This window comes from Bombiscardovia apis, assembly GCF_033095945.1.
Taxonomy (GTDB): Bacteria; Actinomycetota; Actinomycetes; order Actinomycetales; family Bifidobacteriaceae; genus Bombiscardovia; species Bombiscardovia apis.
In genome coordinates this window covers 1,820,130-1,846,803 of sequence record NZ_AP026800.1, presented here as the reverse complement: position 1 = coordinate 1,846,803, position 26,674 = coordinate 1,820,130, and the positions used below count along the sequence as shown (strand labels likewise).

Annotated in this window: 20 protein-coding genes, 1 tRNA gene and 2 pseudogenes; 11 read left to right on the top strand and 12 right to left on the bottom strand. The window is 55.5% G+C overall.

Annotated elements, in window-relative coordinates; all coding sequences use genetic code 11:
• Positions 1-17: 17 nt before the first annotated feature.
• The 3 genes from R8377_RS07445 to R8377_RS07435 form a co-directional block, all read right to left on the bottom strand.
• Positions 18-2,249, bottom strand: a complete 2,232-nt coding sequence (locus R8377_RS07445) for a YhgE/Pip domain-containing protein (RefSeq protein ID WP_317642863.1) — start codon at positions 2,247-2,249, stop codon at positions 18-20.
• Entirely contained in the window at positions 2,246-4,921 is a 2,676-nt protein-coding gene (locus tag R8377_RS07440; protein ID WP_317642862.1) for a YhgE/Pip domain-containing protein, read from the bottom strand. Before R8377_RS07440 ends, R8377_RS07445 begins: the two co-directional genes overlap by 4 nt.
• Positions 4,922-5,264: 343 nt before the next feature.
• Positions 5,265-5,337, bottom strand: a tRNA-Lys gene (locus tag R8377_RS07435).
• A 164-nt stretch (positions 5,338-5,501) separates the two neighbouring features.
• On the opposite strand from R8377_RS07435, the gene R8377_RS07430 reads away from it, so the two are divergent.
• The 4 genes and pseudogenes from R8377_RS07430 (at position 5,502) to R8377_RS07415 (ending at position 9,143) form a co-directional block, all read left to right on the top strand.
• Positions 5,502-6,056 carry a GNAT family N-acetyltransferase gene (locus R8377_RS07430; protein WP_317642861.1) on the top strand — a complete coding sequence of 185 codons (555 nt, stop codon included), beginning with the start codon at positions 5,502-5,504 and terminating at the stop codon, positions 6,054-6,056.
• Between the two features lie 155 nt (positions 6,057-6,211).
• Positions 6,212-6,610, top strand: a complete 399-nt coding sequence (locus tag R8377_RS07425; RefSeq protein ID WP_317642860.1) for a hypothetical protein — start codon at positions 6,212-6,214, stop codon at positions 6,608-6,610.
• A 284-nt stretch (positions 6,611-6,894) separates the two neighbouring features.
• Positions 6,895-7,836, top strand: a pseudogene (gene ftsY / locus R8377_RS07420) (signal recognition particle-docking protein FtsY); the annotation flags it as partial.
• A gap of 41 nt (positions 7,837-7,877) precedes the next feature.
• Positions 7,878-9,143: an ammonium transporter gene (locus tag R8377_RS07415; RefSeq protein ID WP_425605000.1), complete on the top strand. Its 1,266-nt coding sequence runs from the start codon at positions 7,878-7,880 to the stop codon at positions 9,141-9,143.
• Positions 9,144-9,263: 120 nt separating this feature from the next.
• Here R8377_RS07415 and R8377_RS07410 read toward each other — a convergent pair whose 3' ends face one another.
• Positions 9,264-10,661 carry an MATE family efflux transporter gene (locus R8377_RS07410; protein WP_317642858.1) on the bottom strand — a complete coding sequence of 466 codons (1,398 nt, stop codon included), beginning with the start codon at positions 10,659-10,661 and terminating at the stop codon, positions 9,264-9,266.
• A 528-nt stretch (positions 10,662-11,189) separates the two neighbouring features.
• Here R8377_RS07410 and dnaB point away from each other — a divergent pair.
• The 3 genes from dnaB (at position 11,190) to R8377_RS07395 (ending at position 14,964) form a co-directional block, all read left to right on the top strand.
• Positions 11,190-12,527: a replicative DNA helicase gene (gene dnaB / locus R8377_RS07405; RefSeq protein ID WP_317643742.1), complete on the top strand. Its 1,338-nt coding sequence runs from the start codon at positions 11,190-11,192 to the stop codon at positions 12,525-12,527.
• 22 nt (positions 12,528-12,549) lie between these two features.
• A complete protein-coding gene (locus R8377_RS07400; RefSeq protein ID WP_317643741.1) occupies positions 12,550-14,040 on the top strand; it encodes a MurT ligase domain-containing protein in 1,491 nt (496 codons plus the stop codon).
• A 117-nt stretch (positions 14,041-14,157) separates the two neighbouring features.
• Positions 14,158-14,964, top strand: a complete 807-nt coding sequence (locus tag R8377_RS07395; protein WP_317643740.1) for a type 1 glutamine amidotransferase — start codon at positions 14,158-14,160, stop codon at positions 14,962-14,964.
• Positions 14,965-15,053: 89 nt separating this feature from the next.
• Here R8377_RS07395 and R8377_RS07390 read toward each other — a convergent pair whose 3' ends face one another.
• From R8377_RS07390 to R8377_RS07375, 4 genes and pseudogenes are all read right to left on the bottom strand, one after another.
• On the bottom strand, positions 15,054-15,284 hold the full coding sequence (locus R8377_RS07390; protein WP_317642857.1) for a type II toxin-antitoxin system mRNA interferase toxin, RelE/StbE family: 231 nt from the start codon (positions 15,282-15,284) through the stop codon (positions 15,054-15,056).
• Between the two features lie 97 nt (positions 15,285-15,381).
• Positions 15,382-15,630: pseudogene (locus R8377_RS07385) on the bottom strand (type II toxin-antitoxin system RelB/DinJ family antitoxin); the annotation flags it as partial.
• A gap of 88 nt (positions 15,631-15,718) precedes the next feature.
• The gene (locus R8377_RS07380; protein WP_317642856.1) at positions 15,719-16,069 is read right to left on the bottom strand and encodes a type II toxin-antitoxin system PemK/MazF family toxin; all 351 of its coding nucleotides are present in this window, start codon (positions 16,067-16,069) and stop codon (positions 15,719-15,721) included.
• Complete coding sequence (locus tag R8377_RS07375) at positions 16,069-16,383, bottom strand: AbrB/MazE/SpoVT family DNA-binding domain-containing protein (RefSeq protein WP_317642855.1); 315 nt, start codon at positions 16,381-16,383, stop codon at positions 16,069-16,071. The genes R8377_RS07380 and R8377_RS07375 overlap by 1 nt, the downstream gene beginning before the upstream one ends.
• A 367-nt stretch (positions 16,384-16,750) precedes the next feature.
• On the opposite strand from R8377_RS07375, the gene R8377_RS07370 reads away from it, so the two are divergent.
• From R8377_RS07370 to R8377_RS07355, 4 genes are all read left to right on the top strand, one after another.
• Entirely contained in the window at positions 16,751-17,059 is a 309-nt protein-coding gene (locus R8377_RS07370) for a phasin family protein (RefSeq protein WP_317642854.1), read from the top strand.
• Between the two features lie 125 nt (positions 17,060-17,184).
• The gene (locus R8377_RS07365) at positions 17,185-18,951 is read left to right on the top strand and encodes an ABC1 kinase family protein (RefSeq protein ID WP_317642853.1); all 1,767 of its coding nucleotides are present in this window, start codon (positions 17,185-17,187) and stop codon (positions 18,949-18,951) included.
• A 62-nt stretch (positions 18,952-19,013) separates the two neighbouring features.
• Positions 19,014-20,174 (top strand): glycerophosphodiester phosphodiesterase family protein, encoded by a 1,161-nt coding sequence (locus tag R8377_RS07360; protein WP_317642852.1) that lies wholly within the window; start codon positions 19,014-19,016, stop codon positions 20,172-20,174.
• Between the two features lie 273 nt (positions 20,175-20,447).
• Positions 20,448-21,404, top strand: a complete 957-nt coding sequence (locus R8377_RS07355) for a DMT family transporter (protein ID WP_317643739.1) — start codon at positions 20,448-20,450, stop codon at positions 21,402-21,404.
• 108 nt (positions 21,405-21,512) lie between these two features.
• Here R8377_RS07355 and upp read toward each other — a convergent pair whose 3' ends face one another.
• The 4 genes from upp to R8377_RS07335 form a co-directional block, all read right to left on the bottom strand.
• Positions 21,513-22,151 (bottom strand): uracil phosphoribosyltransferase, encoded by a 639-nt coding sequence (gene upp, locus R8377_RS07350; RefSeq protein ID WP_317642851.1) that lies wholly within the window; start codon positions 22,149-22,151, stop codon positions 21,513-21,515.
• 427 nt (positions 22,152-22,578) lie between these two features.
• Positions 22,579-23,256, bottom strand: coding sequence for a thymidine phosphorylase (locus R8377_RS07345; RefSeq protein ID WP_425605047.1), 678 nt, complete (start codon positions 23,254-23,256; stop codon positions 22,579-22,581).
• A 55-nt stretch (positions 23,257-23,311) separates the two neighbouring features.
• Positions 23,312-24,379 (bottom strand): NUDIX hydrolase, encoded by a 1,068-nt coding sequence (locus R8377_RS07340; RefSeq protein ID WP_317642849.1) that lies wholly within the window; start codon positions 24,377-24,379, stop codon positions 23,312-23,314.
• 42 nt (positions 24,380-24,421) lie between these two features.
• Complete coding sequence (locus R8377_RS07335; protein WP_317642848.1) at positions 24,422-26,662, bottom strand: RNA degradosome polyphosphate kinase; 2,241 nt, start codon at positions 26,660-26,662, stop codon at positions 24,422-24,424.
• Positions 26,663-26,674: the final 12 nt, after the last annotated feature.

Below are 26,674 nucleotides of genomic sequence, written 5' to 3'. Positions count from 1 at the left end.
GTGCGGTAGCGGCTATTTTAGCCCATGAGCTTGGTGGTTTCTACCTTCGCTACCGTCCATTGGTTGAACTTGACGAGGGGCTTTCTTAGGAAGAGGCCCAGAATCAGCATAGGTGGTACGAAGAGGAGGAGCTTGCCCATTTCCATCCAGAAGTCATTCATGTAGATGCCGGCGATTGCGGCGCGCATGGCCTGAATCGAGTGGGTGGCAGGCAGGTAAGGATTGACCGCCGAGACGAAGCCGGGCAACACTTGCAAGGGGTAGGCGCCGCCAGAGCCGGAGATTTGCATAACGAGGATAATCACGCCTATGGCTTTACCAACGTTGCCAAAGGATGCCACGAGCGTGTACACAAAGAAGGAATACACTAAGGCGCTAATCCAACTGGAAGCCATGAAGAGCCAAGGATGAACCGCTTCGACCCCCAAGAAGAGGAGGGTGCCAGCGCAGGAGAAGGTTGCCTGCAGCAGTGAGAGAAGGGCGAAAATGCCGTAGTGCCCGAGGAAGAGCTGATGGGGCTTGGGGTCTCCTAGAGCTGCGCGAGTCTTGCGAGATACGGTAATTTTGAGTGTTACAGCAAGGAGCAAGGACCCCACCCAGAGCGGAACGAAGGTATAGAAAGGCGTTAAAGCAGTGCCGAAGTTGGAAACTGGGTATAAGGCCGTACGCTTGAGTTTGACTGGTGCGGCAAGTGTGGCGGCCATTGCATCGGGGTCGCGGTCCAAGACTTGGCGCACCGTGTCCATGTCACCGCTGTTGAGAGCGTTGGTGAGGCTAGTGCTGAAATCGCTCAGTTTGCCGCTGGCCTTGTTGAGCTGGGCAGACATGCTATTGAGCACCTGCTGCACCTTGTCGACATCATTTTTAGCGCCATCGGTGGCTTTTGACAGTTTGTCAAAAGTGCTGGTGAGCTGGCCAGAGCTCTGATCCACCATTGCGGTAGTTTGGTTGACAGAGCTAATAATCTGGTCGAGATCAGGTTTGAGCTTGCTATTGTAATCGCCCTTTACTCCATCGACGCTGGCCTTGGCCTGCTGAGCTAAATCTTTGATTTCCTTGCGTTGTTGTTCGCGGTCTTGATCCTTGCTGAGTAAGTTTTGCGCGGTCGAGTTCAGGGAACTACTCAATGCCCGTAGCTGGGTGAGTACCTTATCCATGCCCTGCACGACGAGGTCTTTTGCATCTTGCCCATTAACGGCCACCTGACCGCCCACAGTGACCGAGCCGTGGTCGCCCTGAATAGTGACTGAAGCGGGAAGCTTGGCAATAGTGTCGCGCAATTGCTGGTATTTGTCGATTTGCTGGTCTACCAAATCAGCCTGGTGGCGAATGCTCTTTGAAACGTCGCCCACCGTGCGCCCAGCAGAATCGAAGGTAGAATCGATGCTTTGCCCGACCGAAGCGAAGGATGAACTCGATTGCGAAAGCGCCTGGCTGAGGGTGTCTGCGGTGCTGTTAAGGGCACCTGAGACATCTTTAACCCCGTTTTTGGCATCCTTGAGATTATTGCCAGCCTGATTAGCGCTGGAAGAGAGACTGCCTGTCATCTGGTTAGAGGAGTCGATAAGGGCTTGCGCTCCGTTGCCTAAGGCGCTAAAAGAGTCGAGGAGTTGGGCAGCCTGGGTCATGTCTTTGGAGAAGGATTCTAGGTTGCCAGAGAAGGAAGCGAGCTGGTCTTTTGCCTCGGGTTTGTTGAGCTGGTCAGCTAGTTGCGAGGCGATAGAGAGAGCGGTGCCAGTAATCGTTTTGGCGAACATCTCGTTGATTTGACCTGACACTTGATCGGCGCCTTGGCCCGTCACCTTAGGCGCTAGCGCGTTCGTTTTCTCATTCGTGTAATAGGTGAGCTTGGCATGTTGCACATCGGCAGCGAAGAAGGTCATCATGTCTTTACTAAAGTCTTCGGGAATGATGACCGAAGCGTAGTATTTGCCTGATTTGGTACCGTCGATAGCGTCTTCTTGCGAGGTGAAGGTCCAGTCCAACTGGCTGTTGGCACGCAGTTCGTTAACTACGGTGTCGCCCACAGTGATTTTCACCGGAATAAGGTCGGACTTATAACCCTTGTCGACGTTCGCAACGGCAAACTTAAGATTTGCGGTATTGGAGAAAGGATCCCAGCTGGCGGCCACGTTAAACCAAGTAAAAAGGCCTGGGATAACGATGAGACCGATTGCAATAATCATGGAGACGACGTTCGATGTGAGCCGTCGAATGTCACCGGTAAAGAGTTTCCATATAGCTTTCATGCCTGCTCGCCTCCCTCGACTTCAGACTTACCCTCAGCAGTCGTGGCGCTGGCCTCTGGTTGGGGAGGAGCTGGAATGGTGAGGGTGTCTTCTAAGTCAGATTGGGTCTGTTGCTGCCGAGGTTTGGCTGTGGTCTCAAGATTGGCTCGCTTACGCCGGGGCTTGTCGTAGTTGTATACCATGCCGCGAATGGCCTGGTCACTTAGGGTACCCAAGCGAATTTGGCGCACGACGCTATCTCGCATCATCTCAATGGTCATCAGGAAGGCGATGATGGCCAAGATCCAGATAATCCAGGTAGCCAAAGCTACTAGCATAGTGCCGCTGGTGAAGGAGAATGTGAGCGCTAAGATAGCTGGCACAATAATTGCAGCAATGAGAGCGCCGCGCTTGAGCTTGGGATACAGCTTGGCAAAACGCGTGGCCCGAGCCACCATTTCTTGCCGGTACTCTTCTTTGTTGGCCAGCACGGCGAGGGCCTGGGAGAGCGTGAACTCGTGACAAATCTGCTGGACGGGCTCGGTCACAATCATGTCGCTTGCTGCTATTTCGCGGGCGAACAGACGGTTGAGATTGTTCAAACGGGGCCTTCCGAAGAGGCCGAGTATAAAGAAGATAAAGGCGAAAATAAGCAGCTTGCCCATGTCTTTCCACCAATCATTGCCATAGAATCCGCCAATAGTCTCTCGGAAGGCGTTGATGGAGTATGTAAAGGGGAAGAAGGGGTAGAGCTTCCTGAAGAAGGTGGGCATCATCTCTATAGGGTAGAGGCCCGAACCGCCCGGAATTTGCAGGATTACCAAGACAATACAGAGAGCCTTACCTACGTGCATAAAAGTGGTAGATAGGGCGTACATAATTGAGAGGTAGACCAAGGAAGTTACCATCGCGGTAAGAATAAAGAGCGGTATGGAAGCGGTCTGTACGCCAATGAGAACCGAACCTACCGTTGTTACCAAGCCCTGAGCTGCAGCCATAGGAGCGAGGAGGAGCCAGCGGCCCCAGTAGCGCTCACCGGGTGTGGGGTTGTCCAAATCTTCATCGTCGACTTCGAGTTTAACGATGACCATGAGCATGAACGCACCCACCCACAGGGACAGATTCACGAAGAGTGGGGCCATGCCGGAGCCGTAGGAGCTCACTGGGTAGACCACTTTTGTGTCGAGAACCGTGGGGGAGAGCATAAAGTCTGCGACTTTGGCCACGTCGAGTTTGCCATCTGAACCGAAATATTTTGCCAGAGCATTAGAGGAGCCCAAGGCGCTCATGTCGGTAGAAAGGGTGGTGAGCTTGCCTTCAAGGCTGCCCAAATAGCTGTCTGTGGTGCTCAGTGATTTGACCGTTGCGGCAGCCGTTTGGTCTAACTGATCGAGGGTGGCGTTGGCCTGGCTCGCCAGCGTACCTTGAGTGCCCAAGCCTGCTCCTAGAGCACTCGCGGCCCCGGAGAGCGTATTGAGTCCCTTGTTGAGCTCGGGGAGGGCACCAGACGTGATGTTTTGGCGGGCGGCACTGCTGGTGGCGAGCGTGCCCTGAGCGGTGCCGTTGAGCGTGTCTGCTAGCGATGCCGTTTTGCTGATGGTCTGGCCAGTGTCGGTGTTGAGCTGCTGTAAGTTGGTGATGGACTGTCCGAGGTTGTCATTCTGTTTCTTAAGCTGGGCAATCACGTCGGTAGAGCCGGGCAGTTGTAGTTTCTCCAAGTCCGCAATAAGTCGAGCGTTGGTGTCGTTGGCGTTCTGGGCTTTGTCGATAATGGCTCCGACTGAGCTGTTGGCTACGGTGAGGCCGCCGGTGACTTGCGAGAGCGAAATGTTGGCTTGCCCGCTGGCTTGGGAGAGTAGGTTGGACGCTTGGTCGAGGTTGTTTGATGATGAGTTGACGAAATCGTTCAAGCCAGATTGGGTCTGACCTAGTAAACCAGAGGCGCTGTTGAGCCCCTGCGAGGCATTCATTTGGACTGTCTGCGCGCGTTTGAGGGCCTGCCGAGCTTCCTGCGTTTGGGAGGGAATCTGGTTGAGCTTGTCGTTTACTTGGCGAATTGAAGAGCGCACTTGGGCCAAATTAGAGCGGACGGCGAGAAGGTCGGAAATAGCTTCGTCGCTCGCTTTTTGCCCAGCTGCATTCAGCTCGTCGCCGGTCGAATTGACGGCGGAAGATACCACCTTACTGGCGGTTGAAACGAAGGTGTTGTTGACCTGCTTGTCTACAGTTGAAGCGCCGGTATCCGTGACTTTGGTGGCAATCGCATTGGCTTTTTCGTTGACAAAGTACTCAAGTTGGGGTCTTGCATTGCGGTCGGTCACTACGCCGGTAAGTTGCTCGCTAAAGTCTCCCGGAATGACGATGGCTGCGTAGCTCCTGCCGGATTCGACCTGGTTCATGGCTTCGTCTCGGTCTACGAATTGCCATCCCAGCTGATGGTTGCCCTTGAGCTGGGTTACGATTTGGCTACCAAGATTGACTTTGCCCATCAGCTCATTGTCGGCACCCTTGTCTTCGTTCACAATAGCGACGTGAATGTTGGTGGTATTGCCGTAAGGATCCCAGAATCCGAGCACGTTGAACCAAGCGTAGAGCGGGGGGATAAAGATAAGACCGAAAACGATAATCCAAGCCGCGGGCACTCTCAGCAGACGCATCACATCGCGTTTGAAGATAGTTAACACGTTTCTCATGGTTCCTCTTGGTCTTCCTGGCCCACATCGTCGCGAGAGACGGATATGACGGTCTCTCCTTTATTGCTAATGACTGGCCCGCTTGGTACTGCGGCTCACGAGAATGAGCATGGCGGGCGAACAGCTAACGCTTGCACAAGCACACGAGCATACTAGATGATTCATGGTAGTCCTGTAGCGCTACAAGCGTGACTCCACGATGAAGATGTACAAAACCTTGTTACAAGTGCTCTTGCGCCCGCTCATTCAATCGCTAACAGCGTAGAGTCGCGCGGCACAGCCGGAGTTTTGCCACAAAGCGTCGCACAACGGATTGCCAAAAAGAATAAGCCAGAAAGAAAAGTGCCCCCCCTCGGATTCGAACCGAGAACCCACGACTTAAAAGGACGCTGCTCTAACCATTGAGCCAGAGGGGCAACAACACTATATTCTACAACGAGGTCCGCACAAGGCAAGTCCTTATAGTGAGACGCGAGTTGACTTGGGGCGTGAGCTTGGCATAGGCTTTCGGATAATCACAAGGTATGAGTGTGGCAGCGATGCTGCTGCTGCGGCAATTTTTTACAGGCAGGAGTTGGGTATGGGTGCAAGTCAGGAAATTCGACTGGAGCAGGTGAGCGAAGATTCGCAAGTTTACGCTCAGGCAGCTTGGCAGTTTATGCGCGATTGCAAGGCAGCAGACAAGGGCTTTACTGCGGGTTTGGGCTGTCTAGAAAGTTTTGACAACCCAGAAGAAGTCGAAGAAGGCTGGGTGAAGGAGGCTATACGCGAGGCTTTGGGCGAGGATTTGCCTGAGGGCTGGGTGCCGGCGATTCAGTATTACGCCATCAACCAGCGAGGCCAGCTGGTGGGGATGATTCAGCTGCGTTTGGATCTCACCGAGCCGCTTTTAGAGCACGGTGGCAATATCGGATACTCGGTGCACCCGCAATTCCGCAGGCGGGGATACGCTGAATACATGTTAGAAGAATGCCTGACACAGGCGCGCGCCCACGGCTTAGAGCGGGTGCTCTTAACCTGCAGAGAGACCAACGAGGGCAGTAAACACACGATTTTGGCTTGCGGCGGGTCCTTAGAAAACACGGTGAGTGTGCCAGAAGAAGGACTAGTTCAGCGCTATTGGATTAACCTGTAATCTTGCGTGCGTTGAGTTACTGGACTCAGCTCAAGCCTATCTCGGTGGATACTTGCTGAGTTACGAATAGAGGTAACACGCGCGGCTTGTGAATGAGCTTGGCATGTTTGCGCTTTGCTATGTATGTAGCGGAGGTTTACTGCAAGAATAAGAGTATGGTCTGGGTCTTTATACTTGCGTGGGTTGTGATAGCGGCGGCGTTAGTCGTTTTTGTCTTGCGCCTTGCACAGGGCGAGTCACACGACCGTACCTTTACACAGGCGCTCGATGAACGAGCCTGGCATAGGGCTCATAAGGGTGAGCCAGAAGAGGACGAGCAGGAAACGCGCCTGCCTCGCATCGGTGGCACAACCCCGGCTTTTACGCCGCAACAGTCCGGCCAAGAGCTCAGGCAAGCCCATACGTACGGAGATGACGAAGAAACGATGGACCACCCGGTCTATGTGAATGAAGACTTCGTAGTAGAGATGAAAGCGATGAAAACTCCTGGGGCGCAGTCTGATTCGGCTGCCCAAGCGCCTCATGTTGCTCAAGATGGGCAGGGGCAGGACTAGTCACAGCAGCTGCTTGGGGAGCAAACCGGGTTACGAGCTGCGCAGAATTCGCGCGTGTCCGTTCGCGACTTTACTCTTGAGGTATGGATACTAACGTCATAATTGCTCTAATCTGCCTAGCCGTGGTCCTCGTAGTGGCTGGACTATGGTGGTTTGTAGCTAGCAAGCGCAAGCACTCGGCCGAGCAATCTGCCGTGACCGCAGAGGTTGCAGCCGCCCACAGTGAGGTGCCGGCGGGCCAATCGCAGGAAGCCCAAGCCGAAGCGAGCCTAGGGCAGAGCGTGGAAACTCCCGAATCTTCGGCCTCCCGCATGACTCGGCTCAGGGCCAAGCTCGCTAAGAGCCCCAACCCATTCGGCAAGGCACTCTTTGCTATTTTGAGTAAGGACCAGCTCAGCGAATCTGACTGGGAAGAGGTCGAAGACACCTTGCTGCGGGCCGACGTAGGAGCTGAAGCAAGTGAGCAGCTCGTGAGCGAATTGCGTTCCGATGCGCGTGTAACCGGCGAAAAAGACCCGCAAGCGGTGCGAACTATGCTGCGTGAAAAGCTCATCGCGCTTGTCGAGACCGGTCAAGACCGCTCGCTAGCGGCCTCCCGCCCCGGCTCTGCAAAGCCTTCTGTTGTTATCATGGTGGGTGTAAATGGTACGGGCAAGACCACAACTGCGGGTAAGCTCGCTAGGTTTTTTGTGGCCGATGGCAAAAAGGTCGTAATGGGTGCTGCCGACACCTTCCGTGCTGCCGCTGCTGACCAGCTGGAGACCTGGGGATCCAAGGTAGGTGTGCCGGTAATTCGCTCTGATCATGAGGGAGCGGACCCAGCTTCGGTGGCTTTCGAAGCCTCGGAGCGGGCTAAGGAGAGTCAAGCTGATTTGCTGATTGTAGACACCGCTGGTCGCCTGCAAAATAAGGCTAATCTGATGGACGAACTGGGTAAGATTCGCCGAGTTATTGAAAAGAATCTGCCTGTAGATGAAGTGCTCCTTGTGTTGGACGCAACTACCGGTCAAAACGGTATGATTCAAGCCAAAGTATTCGCCGAAGCTATTGGAATTACAGGCATAGTGCTTACCAAGCTTGACGGCTCTGCTAAGGGCGGTATTGTGGTTTCTGTGCAACGCGAGTTGGGCGTACCGGTTAAGTTGGTAGGTCTAGGCGAGGGGCCGGACGATTTGGCACCCTTCAATCCGCAGTCCTTTGTGGACGGCATTTTGGGTGACGAGTAAGCCCTCACACGTTTGAATCAGAGATAAGAATAGGTAGGAATATGGATTCGGGTTCTACAGCTTGGATGCTGGTGGCCGCGACCTTGGTTTTTGTGATGACCCCGGCGCTGGCCCTCTTTTACGGGGGCATGGTCCGCGCTAAGAGCGTGCTGAACATGCTCATGCTCTCCGTGGGCGCAGGCATGGTCACAACGCTAGTCTGGGGTATTTGGGGCTGGTCTATCGCTTTCGCAGGCAAAGATATCGGCGGCATTTTTGGCGATCCGGGCAGTGGGTTTTTACTCAAAGACGTGGTGACCTCTAAGAGTGGCGTATTTACCTCGCTCGATGTGAAGGATGCGCTCTATCCGCACATTATCGACGTGGGCTTCCAAGGGGCGCTCGCTATGTTTGCAGTGGCGCTGATTTCGGGGGCTTTGGCCGAGCGTGTGAAGTTCTCCACTTGGATTGTGTTCGCAGCTTTGTGGGTCACTTTTGACTATGCTCCAATGGCTCACATGGTCTGGAACCACGGGCTTTTAGCGGCTGACGGTCCTATTTCTAACGCTATCGGTGCTCCTCTGCGCGACTTCGCAGGCGGGTCGGTAGTCCAGCTCAATGCGGCAATTGCTGCTCTGGTTATCGTTGTTATTATCGGCGGGCGTAAGGGCTTTGGCGAGCGCCTGACCGGGCCTCACAACCTGCCTATGGCATTGCTGGGTGCATCCTTGCTCTGCTTCGGCTGGTTGGGGCTCAACGCAGGCTCGGCCTTCGGTGCTACTGGTACCGCTGGCTACGCTTGGGTTTCGACCGCTCTTGCTGCGGGCGCTTCTTCGCTAGGTTGGATGCTGACGCAGAAGATTCGTAGCGGCCACTACACGGCTCGTGGCGCTGCTTTCGGTCTCATGGCTGGCTTGGCTGTCATTAGCCCGGCCGCTTCCTCCGTGGCTCCTCTGTGGGCAATCGTGATGGGGCTTATTGCTGGCGTGGCCTGCTGTTTCACCAGTACTGTGAAGTATGCGCTCAAATATGATGACTCGCTCAACGTAGTGGGCATTAACGGCGTTGCTGGCCTGCTGGGAATGGTGCTTTTGGGCTTCTTTGCAGCCGACACGGGGCTCTTCTCAGGTGGAGGCCTCCAGCAGCTTCTGGTCCAACTCGTGGTCTGCTTCATTGTGATTATTTATTCGGCTGTAGTAACGGGCATTATTGCTTTCACTTTGGAGAAGACGCTGGGCTGGCGGTTGAGCGAGGCTCAGGAAGAAGTTGGCGCAGATATTGCAGCCCAAGGTGAGCGCGCTTATCAGCTGACCAATAAGTTTGAGTAAGTTGGCGCCGCGGGCTTGAGGCGTGATTGAGCTTGCGGGGCTGATAGTAAGCGGCGGCGAACTGGTTTTGTACCGATCCGCCGCCGCTTTTTACGTATATATTGTAGGGAATGAGGGGGGTTAGTTGGTGGCCAGCGCGGTAGCCATCCAAGCGTCGCCGCGGGCGCGTAGGCCGTTGAAAATCGCGCGTATGCCGATGTAGAGGAAGTTGATGGCGCACCAGAGCATGACGATACGCCAAGCTAAGTTGGTCCAGCTTTGGGCCCACAAGGTGAGCGGTACGAGCGCTGCCACGTAGATAACCGCGGTAATGGAGCAGGCGGCGGCCAAGTAGCGGTAGTCGCCCGCGCCTATCAAGATGCCGTCGAGTGCCCACATCCAGCCTGCAATCGGCATGAACACGCCTTCGACGGCCATGCCGACGGTTATGAGGGTCTGCACGGCGGGGGTGGGGCTAAAGAGCGGGGCTGCAAAGAGGCCGAGGGCGATCATAATCAGGCCTACGACGATGCCCATGAGCATGCCTGCGCGGGCGGAGATGTCAGTCATAGCGCGGGCGCGAGCCTTGTGGCGGGCTCCAAGCTCGGTGGCGACTAAGGACTGGCCTGCGATACCTACTGCGTCGAGCATGTTGAGGCCAAAGTTCCAGGCCGAATTGACTCCCTGGTAGCCAGCTAATACTTGCTCGCCCAGGTGGGCGGCGGCTACGACGGTCGAAGCGAGGCAGATGCGCAGGGCTAGGGTGCGTAGGAAGAGTGGGAAGCCGTCCCCGGCTGAATTCAAGATGCCAGCCAGTCGCGGCTTCCACGAGGCGCCCTCTTTAGTGGCCCAAACCAGGGCGGGCACGGTGAGGAAGATACCCATATACCATTCGGCGATGAGGGTGGCTACGCCCGATCCGAGAATGCCCCAGCCCATGCCGAATACGAAGAGGACTTCTAGAACCGTGTTGAGTGCAGCTCCCGAAATAGCGGCAATGAGTGTGACTTTCACTTTTTGCAGGCCGCGGAAGATGCCGTTGGCTGCGTAGACGAGGAGCATGGCGGGCAGGCCGAAAATGGTGGCGTTTAAGTATTGCCGAGCTGCGGTGAGGACGGCTCCGCGGGCACCCATCAGATAGCACAGGGGTTCGCTGAAGGCCACGAGGAGGGTGCAGACGGCGATTCCGATGCCGAACGCTAGCCACATGCCGTCGATGCCGACTTCCATGCCCTCTTTGCGCCTACCGGCTCCCATGAGGCGGGCCACTTGCGAGGTGGTGCCGTAGGCCAAGAATACGCATAAGCCGACGGTGGTGAGCACCACTGTTGAGCCGATTGACAGGCCTGCGAGCGCGGCATCTGAGATGTGGCCCACGATGGCGGTGTCAATCATAATGAAGGCTGGCTCGGCAATGAGCTGGCCGAAGGTGGGGATGGCCAGGGCTGCGATGGTGCGATATATGGGGCCTCGATTCGCGCTGACTGTTGCTTGCTCGCTCTCGTGGCTCGTGCCCATAGTGGTGTTCTGGCTCCCCATAGATTGGTGTACTTGCTGAGATGATTCTACCCAAGTGCGGCTGCCGGGGAGTGACATTTGCGCGTAATGTGGGCAATTGTACGTATGTGAGAGGGCGTTCCGAAGGTTGTTTGTGAAGGAAGCTCGCTCGCTATCATAGGAGAGCTGTGTGTGCAAGGAGCTCCAAGTTCCGTTGATGTCTATCCCCAAGTTTTGCACATAGTTATACCCATCATGTGGATAAGCAGGTGGGTTTTCCCCAGGCGACACGCATGAAATGTGGATAACTATTTATTTTATGCACATGAAAGGTGGTGGATAAGTCGTACTGCAAGTGGACAATCTGACACGCTGCAAAGTGTGGAGGAATAGTATGGTCTGTCGACAGTATGCTGCCGTCGAAGGCTAAGCGACGCTAGGGGTGGGTGCCTGCGCAGCTAGCTTAAGAAATAGAGGGCGGGCCATAGAATCGAGCGTATGGCAAATGAGCACTACAAAGATTTCTCGCACCCCGAGAGAGAGGGCGGCGCGCAGACGAACTCACGCGATATGCTTTTCGACCGCGTACCCCCGCATGATGACGATGCGGAGATGGCGGTCTTAGGTGGCATGCTGATGAGTAAGGACGCCATCGGTGAGGTTTCGCAGATGATTGACATCAGCGACTTCTACCAGCCTAAGCATCAGACTATTTATCAGGCCATTATTACCCTGTTTGCAGCGTCTCAGCCGGTTGATGCCGTGCTAATTGCCAACGCTTTGCTCAAAGATGGCGACTTAGAAAAAGTGGGCGGCACCGACTACCTGCATTCGCTGGTCGCTTCCGTGCCAACAGCGGCAAATGCCACTTACTATGCGGATATTGTGCACCAGAGGGCTGTGCTGCGCAATGTGATTGCGGCCGGCACCAAGATTGCGCAGATGGGCTATTCGGCCGAAGGTTCGCAGGCGGAAGATATCGTGAACTTGGCTCAGGCCGAAGTCTACGAGATGAGCGTGGGCAAGGTGCGCCAGGACTACGAGGCCATCGGGCCGGTGGTGCAAGATACGCTTGAGCAGCTTGACAAGATGCAAAACGGCGAAGTTGAGAAGGGCGTGCCCACCGGTTTCCAGGTGATTGACGATGTAACTCAGGGCCTCCAGCCTGGCCAGATGATTGTGGTGGCAGGCCGACCAGCAATGGGTAAGTCCACGCTCGGCGTCGATTTTGCGCGTTCAGCAGCCCTCCACAACAACATGGCGACCGTCATTTTCTCTTTAGAGATGAGTAAGAACGAGCTGGCTCAGCGCATCATCGCGGCCGAGACAGACATTCCGCTGGTAGCTCTGCGCAGGGCAGACGACATCACTTCTGACCGTTGGAAGGTGCTCAACGACTTTTGGAGCAAGCTGCAAAATGCGCCGCTCTTTATTGACGATTCGCCCAATATGAGCCTGATGGAGATTCGAGCGAAGTGCCGTCGACTTAAACAGACCAACGATTTGAAGCTGGTAGTAATCGATTACCTCCAGCTCATGAGCTCGGGTAAGCAGGTGGAGTCGCGTCAGCAAGAGGTCTCCGAGTTCTCGCGTGCTTTGAAGTTGTTGGCCAAGGAGCTTGAGGTGCCGGTCGTGGCACTGAGCCAGCTCAACCGTGGCCCCGAGGCCCGAAACGACAAGAAGCCCATGCTCTCGGATTTGCGCGAATCTGGCTCTATCGAGCAGGACGCCGACGCTGTGTTCTTGGTCAACCGCCCCGACTTTTACGATAAAGAAGACCGGCCGGGCGAGGCAGATATCATTTTGGCCAAGCACCGCAACGGCCCGACTGACACCTTCAACCTCCTCTTCATCGGTGAGAAGTCGAAGTTTGTCAATATGCCCCAAGACCAGCAGGGAGGGGTCTGATTTGTTAGGCAGTCAAGAGCCGATGAAAGCGCAGGAGCAGAGCAAGGAGAGCGAAGGGCAGCATAAGCGGCCTTGGTATGGTTTTGCTGCCCTGCCGGCTGGTAAAGCTGTGCGAACACTGTCTCGCCTGACCCACCACGGCGGTTCGGCTCTGCCTGGCAAAGTGGTGGAGCGCATCGACCCGACTTTTTTGGCGCGCACTTTGGGCCGCCTACCAATGGGCGTGGTGCTGGTCTCGGGCACCAACGGTAAGACGACCACTACTCGTATGGTTTCGTTGATGCTCGAATCGCTCGGACTTAGGGTGTTTACCAACCCCACTGGCTCGAACTTTACACGCGGCGTAGTTTCCGCGCTGGTAACTGAGTTAAGCGCAGGCTCGGGCAAGCTTAAGGCAGACATCGCAGTGCTGGAGCTTGATGAAGCCTACGCAGTTCATTTTGTAGAGCAAGTGCGGCCGCGCTATTCCTTACTGCTCAACGTTATGCGCGACCAGTTGGACCGCTTTGGTGAAATCGACAACACAGCCCGTCTGCTCAGCTGCGTTGCCGCGGCCACCGACGGAACCGTGGTGCTGAACCGCGAGGATCCGCGTATTGCCAAGCTAGCAAGCCTTGCCCCCGCGAGTGCGAAGGTTCGTTACTTTGGTTTGTCTGACGCTCTGCTCTCATATTTCCCCTCAGATGATGAAATGCATGAGGGCGACCAAATCGACATGGGAGCTACGGGCGCAGAAGATGCGAGCAACCAATCGAGCTCGGCGGATGAACAGGAGCGCGAATCTGCCCTGCAAGATATGCGGCTGGCAGCTCGGCCCGAGCATAGCAAGCCCGCCGATGTGGTGCTCGAATCGGTGGGAGACCATCAGGCCAGCTTCGAGCTAGACGGTCGGCAGCTGACAACTTCGGTCAAACTTGAAGGCGTATATAACCTCTACAACGCAGCGGCGGCTCTGGCTCTAGTGCGCGCAATCGTGGCAGATGCGCAGGGGGCGAGCACTTCGGTTGGTTCAGCTGGAACTGACCTCTCTGCCGTCTCTGATAAGCAGCTTATGGAGGCTCTTTCGCAGGTAACGCCGGCCTTTGGGCGCGGAGAAGTAATCTCCTATCAAGGAGCACCGGTCGAACTGGTTTTGGTCAAGAATCCGATGGGCTTCCGACTAGCGCTCAGCTCATTCGACCCGGCCGATACCGATACGATGATTGCCATTCGCGACGAATATGCCGACGGGCGAGACATGAGCTGGCTGTGGGATGTGGACTTCTCCTCCCTGCGAGCTGGCGGTGTGGCAATGGTTTCGGGGACTCGCGCCTACGATATGGCCCTGCGGCTGGACTATGATCGGGTGCCTCTTGCAGCTGTCGAATCCGACTTAGATACGGCCTTGCAGCAGTTTGTCAACGCTAATCCAGGCAAGCCCAAGCGCATATACTGCACGTATACGGCTATGCTGCGGTTGCGGGCAGAGTTAGGCAAGATAACGCAGGTGGACGACGCAGGTGTGGGAGCGTAAAAGCTGGAGGCGCAGTCGGGAAGAAAGCGGCGGCGCTCGCGGTTGAAAGCAGACGTGATGTCCGGTTTGATCGGGCTTGGTAGTGGGCAGAGGGCCCGGAGCGAGGAAGGTGGCGAGATGACACAAGCGCCAGCACATTCGGTGGAGCATACGCAGACCGGCTCTCAAGAGAGCGGCCGTGTTATCGATATAGTCTCGCTATATCCGCGCGATATGAACATTTATGGCGACTCGGGCAACGTGCTCACCATCAGCCGCCGCTTGACTTTGTATGGTTTCCAACCGCGGGTGCACAAGGTAAATCAGGCAGACCCTTGGCCGAGCCAAGTTGATATGGTGCTTGGCGGCGGTGGGCAAGATCATGGCCAGAGCAAGATTATTAGTGACTTATTTGAGCGGGCCGATACCCTGCGTTCGCTAGCTGAGGCGGGCGTGCCCATGCTCATGGTCTGCGGGCTCTACCAGCTTTTCGGCAATTATTTTGAAACCATTGACGGCGATAGGCTCGACGGCATCGGCATCATTCCCTCTTACAGCTTGGGTCGCCCCGTGCGCATGATTGGCAATTTGCTGGAGCATACGGCCGATTTTGGCGATGCCATTGGTTACGAGAATCACTCGGGCCAAACCTTCCTCGATGAAGGCGTTGAACCCTTAGGTCGAGTTGACGCTCAGGGCTGCGGCAACAATGGCGAGGACGGCACTGAGGGCGCTCGCGTTGGTAACGTATTGGGTACGTACTTGCATGGCTCTTTGCTGCCCAAAAACCCAGCAATCTCCGACTTCCTCATTCGCACTGCTGTAGAAAACCGCTACGGCCAAGGCGCTTTCGATCCTGCCCAAGCCCCCAACTCAGCTGAGCTAGACCGCCTCGACCAGTTCGCCAGCCAAGCCCGCCAAGCCGCAGCAGCCCGCCCCCGCTAAAGTAGTGCGTTGTGCTGCCCGCGGTACTACTGGAAAACCTGCTCGTGCTTGCCTGTGCGCAATAAAACTGCCGCGTCTTCTGCGCGTCGTCAAATGAGCAGCCAATCGCCGGCGTTATCTACATGACATTCGTAGGCGCCAGCATATTGCCCACCTTTAAGTGCATGGGCCCTGTGCCGCTGCTTGAGAATAGATTTGGCCATGAACGTATCTGTTGCAATCAGGTGGGTAACTTCGAGCAGTGGATTGGTGTTGACGTGGTCTCGTCGAAGTTTTTTAACGTCCCGTATGTACGTCGGAGCGAGTTCTACTTTCAGCATGGCGTTGTCTTTCTTGACGCAGCGCTGCTTGCTCTCGGTCGTCCTCGTCAAAGATGGCCTGCATAGCTTCTTCGGCAGTGTCATATTTGATGCCGGTGCCGTTGGCTATCATCTCTTCGGCCTCTCGCAAGGCCTGAAGGGTCTCGGCGTTCGGCTGGGGGTCGTCGCAGCAGAGATCGAGCGGGATGCGGCGTTCTCTAATGATTTGCTTGTAAAAGGCGCGGGTGACGCTGGAGAGGTCGAATCCCAGTTGTTCGACGATATGGCTGGCGCGTTTTTTATCGTCAGCGCTCACGCGAATGGTGACTTTACCATATTGATCCTCACTTTTGTCTGGTTTTGTTATGCAAAGAGCTATACAAGATTAACGTTTGTACAGCTCTTGTATAACAAATAACCGCTATTGTATGTATCTGACAGGGAATCTTGCTTGCTTACAACAAACATGCCAGCAACAGTTCAGTCATCCGTTTCACCTTGCTGTCTGCTATTTTCCCGGCGTATTCGGCGTCGCGCGCATCGAGGTCAAGCGATTTGGCCTGCTCCACCTGAGCAAAGCCGGTAATGGAAGACGGGTAGCCCGCAGGATCGCTAACTGCGCCGTCAATCTTGACATGAAGTGGAAAGCCGTCGTCGTTGCTGCTAATGGGGCATACGATTCTTAGGTTGCAGCGACGGTTGAATTCATCATTGCTGAGCACAACTGCATATCTACGTTTTATCTGCTCGTGCCCACTTGGAGGGGTGAAATTGAGCGCAACAAGGTCGCCTCGCTGGAAGTTCATCAGATGCTCTCCAGACCTGTAGGTGCTCCCGTGTTCCATTCTTGGCGATTGGGTAATTCGTCGTAATCTGCAAACAGCGCTTGGATTGAGGGAACGGTATAAGAGCCAACCGAGCGAGACTGCTCCCCGAGTGGGGTAAGGATGATTGAACCATCTGTATAAACGGCATCAAGTAGAGAGCCTGTCTCAATTCCGGCCTGTTCTCGCAGACTTTTGGGCAGGCGAATACCCTTGCTGTTGCCCCAGGAGGAAACCGTTACCGTGGGCATGTTCTCTACCGCCTTCTGTCTGTTCATTGTTTCAAGTGTATCCATAAGTATATCCCATCTGTGTATGTTATTTGTTTCGTGTGCCCATAAGATTAAAGGGGTGTGCTCGTTTGTTGTAGCTTTTTTGGGCCAATGTGGTCGAATGTGCGGGAGGACTGTAATTGCAACGTTTTGAGTCGTGAACTCGGCTGAATATTTTCGGTTTGCGGCAAAAGTTTCTGTATGTATGGATGGATGCTTGAGTGGACATGGCTGCAAAAGTGTTATTTATTCAAAGCGAGCATAAGTCAGTTGAGAAGAGCAAGAAGAAATACGAAATAAGCTGAATCAGTTGGTTTTGTGGGTGAAGCAGCTAGAATTGGGGGACAAGGCTACACAGATTGTGGTGTGGCACGGATTAAGGAGGGTTACGATGAGTGATTTTGATTTGGGCGATGGCTTGCGCAAGGTAATGTTGGCGGGCATTGGTGCTCTGGCAACTGGCGTGGAAAAGGGCCAAGAGATTGTGGACCAGCTGGTCGACAAGGGGGAACTGACCGTCAACCAAGGCAAGGAGCTCAACACTGAGCTTAAGCGTAAGGCCGCAGCAAGGCGCCAGAATAGGCAGGCTGCTCCGGCAGATGCAGCGCAAGCAGCTAAGACCGAAGCCGAGGATCACCCCGAGTCTTCGATTCCAACACCCACTCCCGGCGCGGTTTATAACATTAAGACCGAAGACTAATACTAGGCGATGTAAGCGCTGCTGGCTTGCGTATGGCGGGCAAGTGGTGCGCTTCAACGCAGCTAAAAGCAGCAATATTGAGCTGGAAAAACACCCTAGCAATGGCGAAGTAGGAAGGCAAGCCGATGGCTGAAACTGACTCGGGAGTAAACGCTCCAAGAACGTTTGCTGAGCCTAGCTCAGGCCCAGATGGCGCTGCCCAGCCGGTTCCTACGATAGGGATCTTCGGCCTGAGCGGGCGGGGTTCGGAAGGTGCGGAAGAGCTCAAGCCCAGCAGGCGAGCGCGGCTAATGCGCCTGCGCCAAATACGAAAGATTGCTGCGCAATTCGATGTGATTCATGGCCTCACGCCCGTGACCATGCGACTCATGTTCGAGGCTTTAGGACCCACCTTTGTGAAGATGGGCCAAATCTTATCTATGCGCTCCGAGATTTTGCCCGAGGCCTTCTGCCGGGAGCTATCTAAGCTGCGCGCCGATGCAGACCCCATTCCGTATGCAACGGTGATGGATACGCTCTCGCGCGAATATGACCGCCCGCTAGACCAGATTTTCAGTTCCATTGACGCGACTCCCCTAGGGTCAGCATCGCTGGCTCAAGTGCACCGGGCTCGGCTCGTTACCGGCGAGGATGTGGCTGTCAAAGTGCAGCGGCCGGGTGTACGCGAGACGATGGTGCAAGACATTGACATCATGCGCTCATTTGTGAAATGGGCCGGTCGCGTGGCACCCAAGCGCTCGCAAGTGGTCGATATTAAAGGCGTAGTCGAGGAGCTGTGGCAGACCTTCCAAACTGAGACAAACTTTGTCGTCGAGGCGCGCAACCTGAGCCAATTCCGCGAATTCTGTAAGCCCTATGCTTACATCGACTGCCCGAAGCCCTATCCGCAGTATTGCACCGAGCACGTAGTGGTAATGGAGTACGTAGAAGGTATTTCGGTTTCCCATCCTGGCCAACTGTTAGATGCGGGCTACGACTTGGGCGAAATTGGCACCAAGCTGGTAGACAATTACGCCACGCAGATTCTCGATGCGGGCTTCTTCCACGCTGATCCGCATCCGGGCAATATCATCATCCGCGAGGGCAAGATTGTCTTGATTGACTTGGGCATGGTGGGCCGGCTCGATACCAAGACTCGTTCGGTGCTCAAAGATATGATTTTTGCGGTCGGCAAGGAGGATTCGCCTGCCTTGGCAGAGGGACTCCTGCGCTTTACTGGCACTTCTGAGACCAGGCCAGACGACTACTCTGCCTTGCTTTCCGATCTCGATTCGATTGTGCAAGAATACGGCAAAGTAGACTTGGCCGACCTTGATATTGCTGAATATGTAAATTCCATCATGCTACTGGCTCAGCGCCACGATATTAAGGTGCCTAGCTCGGTCACGATGGTAGCCCGCTGCTTGGTGACTCTGGAGGGCTTGCTCGACGAATTCCTGCCGAATGCCAATATGGTTCAAATTATTACTAAGCATGTGGCATCGTCGGTGTCGGTTGAGGATAGGCTCAAGCAGGGGGGCAAAAAGTTGGGCCTCGAATCGGACTCGGCTTTGCACGGCATCTTGGGAGCCCTAGCAGAATCGCGTACCGCTACTCGTATGCTCACGCGCGGCCAGTTACGGGCCAACGTGCAAGTGGTGGGCTCAGAGGAGCCTTTGCGGCAGCTCTCCGACATGGTTAACCGCTTGGCGATGGCTCTAATTGTGGTGGGACTTTATGTGGGCTCCTCAATCGTTTACTTTGCTGGTATTAAACCCGTGGTCTTCGGTATTCCGGTAGTGGGCATGATGGGCTATGTGGTGGCCTTCCTGCTTTCGGCTTGGATTGTATTCGATATCCTTATCAAAAATCGAGCTTCCAAGCGTCGCCAAACCCGCCATAAATCTAGCTAAAACGTTCCTTTCGCTGCGAGGATGACTTACCGTCTCGCTACGATGAGCACAGGAGGTACGCAATGGGGTGTTTGGGGAGAGTCGTGCGAGCGGGCGAAGCGTTGGTGGGAGCTGGATTGGCTGCCGGAGCGCTAGGCGCTTGGGCTCTCGCACCTCGCAGTGAGGTTTGGCGGAAGTTGCAAGGAGCCAGCGGCGTTCCTGGCAGGTATTTCGCTCATCGGGGTCTGCACGATTTCGGTTCGGGTATAGAGCGTGACTTATCTCAAGCTGGGCAAGATGAACGCGACTATGTGGCCTTAGCTCGGCAGCTGGCCTTGGGTTCGAACAACAACGGGCGGCATGGCACCTCGTCAGAGGCAGTGACGCAAGACTGGTCAGCTACCAAGGCCAATAGCGCTTTCTCATCTCTGTCTCCCGAAAATTCTTTGCCCTCTTTTGGCGCAGCTGCGCAGATTGGCTATGGGATTGAGCTTGATGTGCACTTGACCAAAGATGGGCAAGTGGTTGTAATTCACGACGATGATTTCAAGCGCATGGCCGACGATGGGCGCAAGGTAGCTGAGATGACGTATGAGGAGCTAAGTCGAATTGCGCTAGGTCCTCTTGCCGATGCTGATGCTCACGCTTCGCAGAGTAATCCGGCAAAGAGCGAATTGGAGCAAACTGCTGGCGGGCCGCAAACTGCTGAGTCTGCTCCTAGTCATGGCCGTCATGCGCGCCATTCCACCGAGCCTGAGCCTATTCATGCGCCTTTGCTGACCGATGTGCTCAAACTAGTAGATGGCCGCGTTCCACTGATTGTTGAATACAAGATGGGCTCTCGGCTGGACCGGGAACTGATGGAGAAGACTGACGCGATTTTGGCCGCTTACACCGGGCAGTACGTGATCGAGTCGTTTAATCCTCTCGCCTTGGCTTGGTATCGCTATCATCGGCCGGGCGTGTGCCGGGGCCAACTGGCAGCTCCTTACCATGGCAAGCCGCGTACCGGGGCTGAAATTGTGCAAGCTCTCGCTGGCTCCCTCATGTTGAATTGGCTTGGACGACCAGATTTTGTGGCTTACGAATGGCACGGTGGAGCTAGTCTGCCTATGCGAGCTTTCCGGGCCTTGGGCGGTATATCAGTGGCTTGGACCCTGCGCTCGCGGGAGGCTGAAGTCAAGGCCTCCGACCAGTTTGACTATTTTATTTTTGAGTCCTATTTGCCGCCTGTTGCCTACTAAAATCTAGTAAGTTTTCGCAGTGGGTGTCGAAAAGCGAAACGCCTGAAATTCTGCCCAAAAGTGCTCAAAAATATACACTAAACCTTCACGTGGTGCATGGGCATGTTTCGCGGGCGTTCAGCTTATAGTTGAATCACTCCAAAAGGGTACAACGGGCTAATCGACCAATGCAACAGGCTGGCGAACATGAGCTTTCAAACGGGTGTACGAGTTGTAAAAGGGGGCGTACGCGCCCTTCACGGGGACGGGTCTGGCTTCCGTAGCCGAATTCGCATGGTCAAAGCTGGCTTTAACAAGCTGTACTCTCACCTGTCCCGTTCCTTCCCTCCGAATCTGGCTCGTCTCATGCTGGTATGTTGTGCAGCCCTATGGGGTGGTAGCTATTTGATGGCAAAGGTTGCTATTCGTGTGATTCCGCCTCAGTGGCTGATGGGTCTGCGCATGGCCGGGGCCTGCCTGCTGCTCATGTTGCTCTTTCATAAGCGTATCGTGCCTCATTTGAAGCGCAATATCATTGTGCCTGCACTTGCAGTGGGACTCACCTACTACACACACATGGCGCTGCAAACAGTGGCCTTGCAAACGATGGAGCCGGGCCGAAGCGCCTTCCTTACCGCGGCATATTGCGTCATGACCCCATTTGCAATCTGGGCAATCTTCCATCGTCGCCCCCGAATAATTAATGTGATTGCTGCGCTCGTCTGTTTGATAGGTGTCGGCTTCGTGGCTTTGAAGCCTGGTACGGCCACGCTTTCGCTCACCACTGGAGATTGGCTGACACTGGCTTGCGCCTTGTCTTATGCGTTTAATCTGGCATTGATGGGCCACTTTACGCGTACTTTCTCGCCGCTTTCTATGACCTTTATGCAGTTCGCTGTTGCTGGAGTGTGCTTCTTCTTTGGGGCGTTAGTAACTGAGCCCATGCCCAACGCTTCTTGGCTCCAGACCGCAACTATGTTGAGCTTTATCTACCTAGTTTTCTTAGCCACTTTCGCAGCTCAGATTATGCAAAATGTGGGCTTGGCGCATATTCAAGCTTCTTCTGCATCTATTATCATGTGTACAGAATCGCTTTTCTCTGTGGCATTTTCTGCAATGTTTATGGGCGAGCAGATTACCGCTACTACTTTGGTGGGATTCGCTCTTATTTTCTGCGCGATTCTGCTCTCAGTGGTTGACTTCAACAAGTTCCTGCCTAAGCCGAAGTCGCAGGTAATAGTCACGGCTTGAAGCTGTGCGTCTGCGGAGGGCGTCGTAAGAGTCTATAGTAAAACGCAGCTGCGAGTCAGCATTCTCAGGGGAAGCTAGCTCACAGCTGCGCTCTACTATAGCTGTGTTTTAATCGATGACGCCGTAGAGACGGTCGCCAGCATCGCCCAAGCCGGGGATGATGTAAGACTGCTCGTTGAGTTTGTCGTCGACGGCGCAGACCACAACCTTGAGGTTGATATTGGGATCCATCTCAGCCTTTAAACGCTCTAGGCCTTCGGGAGCGGCCAAAATGTTGATGGAAGTCACATCTTTGGCACCGCGCTCGGCCAAGTAGTTAGTTGCTGCAATCAGGGTGCCACCAGTGGCCAGCATGGGATCGAGCAGGAAGCACTGGCGACCTGAAAGATCTTCGGGCAGGCGGTTGGCGTAGGTCACGATGTCGAGCGTGCTTTCGTCTCGCTTCATGCCCAAGAAGCCGACCTCTGCGGTGGGAAGCAGGCGGGTCATGCCGTCGAGCATGCCTAAGCCTGCGCGCAGTACGGGCACAACCATCGGGCGGGGGGAAGCGAGCTTCTTGCCCGTCATCGAAGCGACCGGTGTTTCAATCGGTGCGTCTACGATGTCGAGGTTTCGGGTCGCTTCATAGGCCTCAAGCATGACTAATTCGCTAGTCAGCTCGCGGAAGGTGTTGGAGGGAGTGTTCTTATCCCGCAAGACAGTGAGCTTGTGCTCAATAAGCGGGTGCTGTAGTACGTGGAGTTCCATACTTCCCAGAGTAGCGCAGGAGTGCAGATTTCACCTGATTTTGGGCATGAAAAAGGAGAAAAGCCCCTCGCCTCAACGAAAAGTGGCTTTCCTGAGTGCCTTCTTTACGGGCACAATAACTAGTAATTCTGCCCTTTTTGTCTCTCGCATGCAGATGCATTTTGCTGTAGGCGAACGCAATATATTGTTCAGCAATGGAAGTTCGAAAGAGATAAGAAGAAAAGCGCCGAACCGTGAAAGCGCCTGTCGGCGCAAACGCCGCTCGCAGCGGCAACAAATGGAGCCCGGGGCTTAAGCACGGCCCGACGCGATTCTCATTCTACGGCAGAGTAAGGCAGCGGGCTAGTGGTTGGCGTTTTTACGCTGTGCGCAGGGAAACGCGATCGGCGTTGGGCGAAAAATCCTGCGATGACCGCATTGATTGCGATTATTCGAGCTTGCCCTGTCGCCAGAGTTGTGCTGCCTTGGCGAAGTCGCGGGCTGTAGTCATGAGCGAATTGGCAGTCTTACGAGCTGCAGCCTGCGCCTTACCTGCCTGGCCTGCGCGTTGGGCAGCTTGCACATGCTGGGCCGCCTGCGGAGCCCGGTCGAAGGTGGGCGTTGTGGCAGCCAAGCCCCTTGCAATGACCTCGCAGAAGGCAGCAGCCCGCCCCAAAGCTACGGCGAAATCGCCGGTAAAAGCGCCTGAGAGAATGGAATCAGCGGTGCGCGCCATGTCCGCTGCATTGGGAGCAGCATCGACACCTGCAATGGCAGATGCGGCTGTGTCGGTAGGTTCACCGATGCGCCAGAGTCGGCTGATGGCATCTCCCTGGCGGCGCATCCAAGTACGCAGCAGGTAAAGCCGCCATAGGGTGCCCGGTAGGCTGTCTGCGGGCGCGTCGCTCCAGAGTTCGGCTACTATATCTACGCCTTCGCGGTCCACGAGCGTTACTATGCGATTCACTACTTCCGGGTCTGTCGTATGGTGGACTTTGTCAAGCAATGAAGCTGCGGAAACATGGCTTACTTCGTTGATTTCTTGTGGATCCATGCCGCCTGAGAGCTGGTCTACTATGGCTGAATCTAACTGTCCGGGGCGTGAAGGTCTGCCTGAGCCAGCCATGCCCACAAAGCCTGTGCGCGAAGAGCGGATAGACGAAGACCCGAGATTGGAAGCGCTAGTAGACAATTGGTCTCACTTTCTGAATGTCGATGACATGCGGACCGTGCTTGCCGTTGACCAAGTGAATAGTGAGCGCGGTGCCGGTGGGCATATACGGGGTGCGCGCTGGCAAGAGGTGGGACAGGCTCTTGGAGGAGCACAAGGGGCGCACATGCTCGAAGATGCCGCCCAAAACCGGCCGGTGCATGCACACCAGTTTAGTAGTATGACTGGCGAGGGAGTCCGCTATGAGCGCATCGAGCCAAGCGTAGGCCACCGCAGGCTCTTCGGCGAAAGCCGTTTCGGTCAGACACTCGACCTCTTCGATGGCTTGCTCAGTCTCGGCAGCATAGGGACGCACGGTTTGGACGCAGCGGGTCCAAGGCGAGCTGAAGAGATAGTCGGGCGCCCAGCAGGCTAGCTCGCGGTTGAGGGCGTAGGCTGCTGCTGCACCGCGTGGGGTGAGGGGGCGTTGTGCATCGTCGCCGCTCCACTCCTTGCGGGCGATGGACTTGCCGTGGCGCACGATGATAATAGTCGAGGAGTCGAGAGCGCCCTGCTCAACGCGGTCTACGAACAGGTCGAGTATTTGCCTGTCGGAGGCGTGCGTCAGCTTGGTTCTGGCAGCTTTGACTCCTACCCAGGCCACCTGATCGACCTCATCTGGGTCCGGCGAAGGGATTCGCCCGATGACTGCTTTGAGCCGGTCGGCGCGGTCTTGCCCAGCGAGGCTGGCCATCCAATATGAGATATGCTTACGCCTGCCCCTGCGCGAATGCTTTTGCTTGCCTTCGTCTGCCAGCGGGTATTCTATGTCTCCCAAATACGGGCCGAGGCGAATCACATGGCCGGTTTCTTCGCCGACTTCGCGCACCGCGGTATGGGCGTGCGTTTCGTGGGCCTCCACCTTGCCCTTGGGCCAAGACCAGTCGTCGTATTTGGGGCGGTGAACCATGCACAGCTGAATACGTTCCAATTGCTCACGCGCCGCGCTCTTGGAGTCAGACCCGCGCTTGGAAGGCTGAGATTTGCCGGTTTTCCAACGGTAAACGATAGCTCCCGCTGCCTCAACTGTTCTACTCATCGTGGCCTCCAAAGCTTGTCCGTTCTACTCTCTAATCAAGTGTTACCGCCTGCTGCGAATGCCTCGCGTGTGTTGGTCAATCAAGAATTCTTGGCAATCTACCAGTGGCTCGCCCTCGCTGTTTCGGGAGTGGCGCACATAAGTACCGTCGGATTCCATGTGCCAGGAGGAGGTGGTGTCGGCCATCTGCAAGTCAATGTAGTCAATCAACTCTTGAACTTCGTCGGGGTCGGAAATACGCACCAGCGTCTCCACTCGGCGGTCCAGATTGCGGTGCATCAAATCAGCCGAGCCAATCCACACTTCGGGTCCGGAAATGGGGCCCTCGCCCATCTGCGGGCCCTGCGAATTAGCAAAGGCGAAGATGCGGCCGTGCTCCAGGAAGCGCCCGAGAATAGAGCGCACGCGGATGTTGTCGCTCAGGCCTGGAACGCCGGGCTTGAGAGCGCAAATGCCGCGTTCTACGATGTCTATCTTGACTCCGGCCTGGCTGGCTCGATAAAGGGCATCGATAGTTTTTTCGTCGACTACCGAGTTCACTTTAATCTTGATCCATGCTTCGTGGCCTTGGAGGGCGGCCTCTTCTTCGCGCTGGATGCGGGCGATAAGACCGGTGCGTACGGTGCGCGGCGCAACCAAGAGGCGGTGGAAGCTGGACTTGGGAGCATATCCCGAAAGCTGATTAAAGAGACGGGCCAAATCTTGGCCGACTACCGGGTCGCAGGTTAGGAGACCAAGATCGGTGTAGGAGCGGGCCGTCTTAGGATTGTAGTTGCCGGTTCCCACATGGCAGTAGCGGCGTAGGCCGTCGGGCTCCTGGCGCACTACCAGTGAGAGCTTGCAGTGGGTTTTGAGCCCCACAATACCGTAAACCACGTGGACGCCTGCTCGTTCGAGTTTGCGGGCCCAAGCGATGTTGGCTTCTTCGTCAAAGCGTGCCTTAATCTCTACCAGGGCCAAAACCTGTTTGCCGGCGTGGGCAGCGTCGACTAGGGCGTTGATAATCGGCGAATTGCCCGAGGTACGGTAGAGGGTCTGCTTAATGGCCAGCACGTACGGGTCGGCCGCGGCTTGCTCTAAGAAGGCCTGCACCGAGGTAGAGAAGGAGTCGTAGGGGTGGTGCAAGAGGATGTCGCCCTCGCGTATGGCGGCGAAAATATCTTGCGCTCGGCTGGACTCCACGCGCGCTATCTGGCGGTTAGTGGTAGGGATGAAAGGGCGGAATTTAAGGTCTGGTCGGTCGATGGAGTGCAGCTCGAAGAGCACAGTCAGGTCTAAAGGTGCCGGAAGGCGGTAAATTTCGTCGTCGCTTACTCGCAGTTTGCTGGCGAGCAGTTGGGAGAGGAAGGGCGAGGCCGTGTCCGAGATTTCGAGGCGGATGGGCGGCCCAAACCGGCGCTGGAGCAGCTCTTTCTCCATAGCGTTGAGCAAGTTCTCTGCATCGTCTTCCTCTACGTCGATGTCTTCGTTGCGGGTCACTCGGAAGGAGCGCGCTTCCTTGATTTTCATGCCGGGGAAGAGCGATTCGAGATGGGCGATGATGAGATTTTCCATCGTAATGAAACCGAAGCGCTCCTCGCGAGCTTCCTCATCGGTCAGATCGTCGACTGCTACTAAGCGAGGCAAGTTGTCGGGAATCTTAACACGGGCAAAATGCGTCTTTCCAGAGGTGGGATTTTCCACTAGTACGGCGAGATTGAGCGAATTGCCGGAAATATAGGGGAAGGGATGGGCTGGATCCACGGCCAGCGGCGTTAAAACGGGGAATACTTGGCGCTGGAAGAAGCGGGAGAGGCGCTCCTGCTCGGGGGCGGTTAGCTGAGTCCACTTAAGCAAGACGATGTGCTCTTGGGCTAGGGCCGGCAAAATAGTGTCAATCGTATAGCGGGCCTGCTCTTCTTGGAGCTTGTGTGCCTGCTCTGAGATGGCGCGCAGCTGTTGGCGGGGGCTCAAACCGCTCAGCGTGGGAACTGCGATGCCTGTGTCGACTCGGCGCTTGAGACCGGCCACGCGGACCATGAAGAACTCATCCAAGTTGGAGGCGAAAATCGCCGAAAAATTGGCACGCTCCAGAAGTGGCGCAGACTCGTCTTGGGCCATTTCGAGCACGCGCTTGTTGAACTTGAGCCAGGAGATTTCCCGGTCAAAGAAGCGGTCTTCGGGCAGGGGCTCAGCGTTGCTGGGCTCGCTCTGTCGCCGGCTGAGCTTGTCGCTCTCCGCTATGTGCTCTGCGATCTGACTTTTGAGAATCGCTTTTGAGGGTGCGTCGAATTTCTGAACCATACTTATGTACTG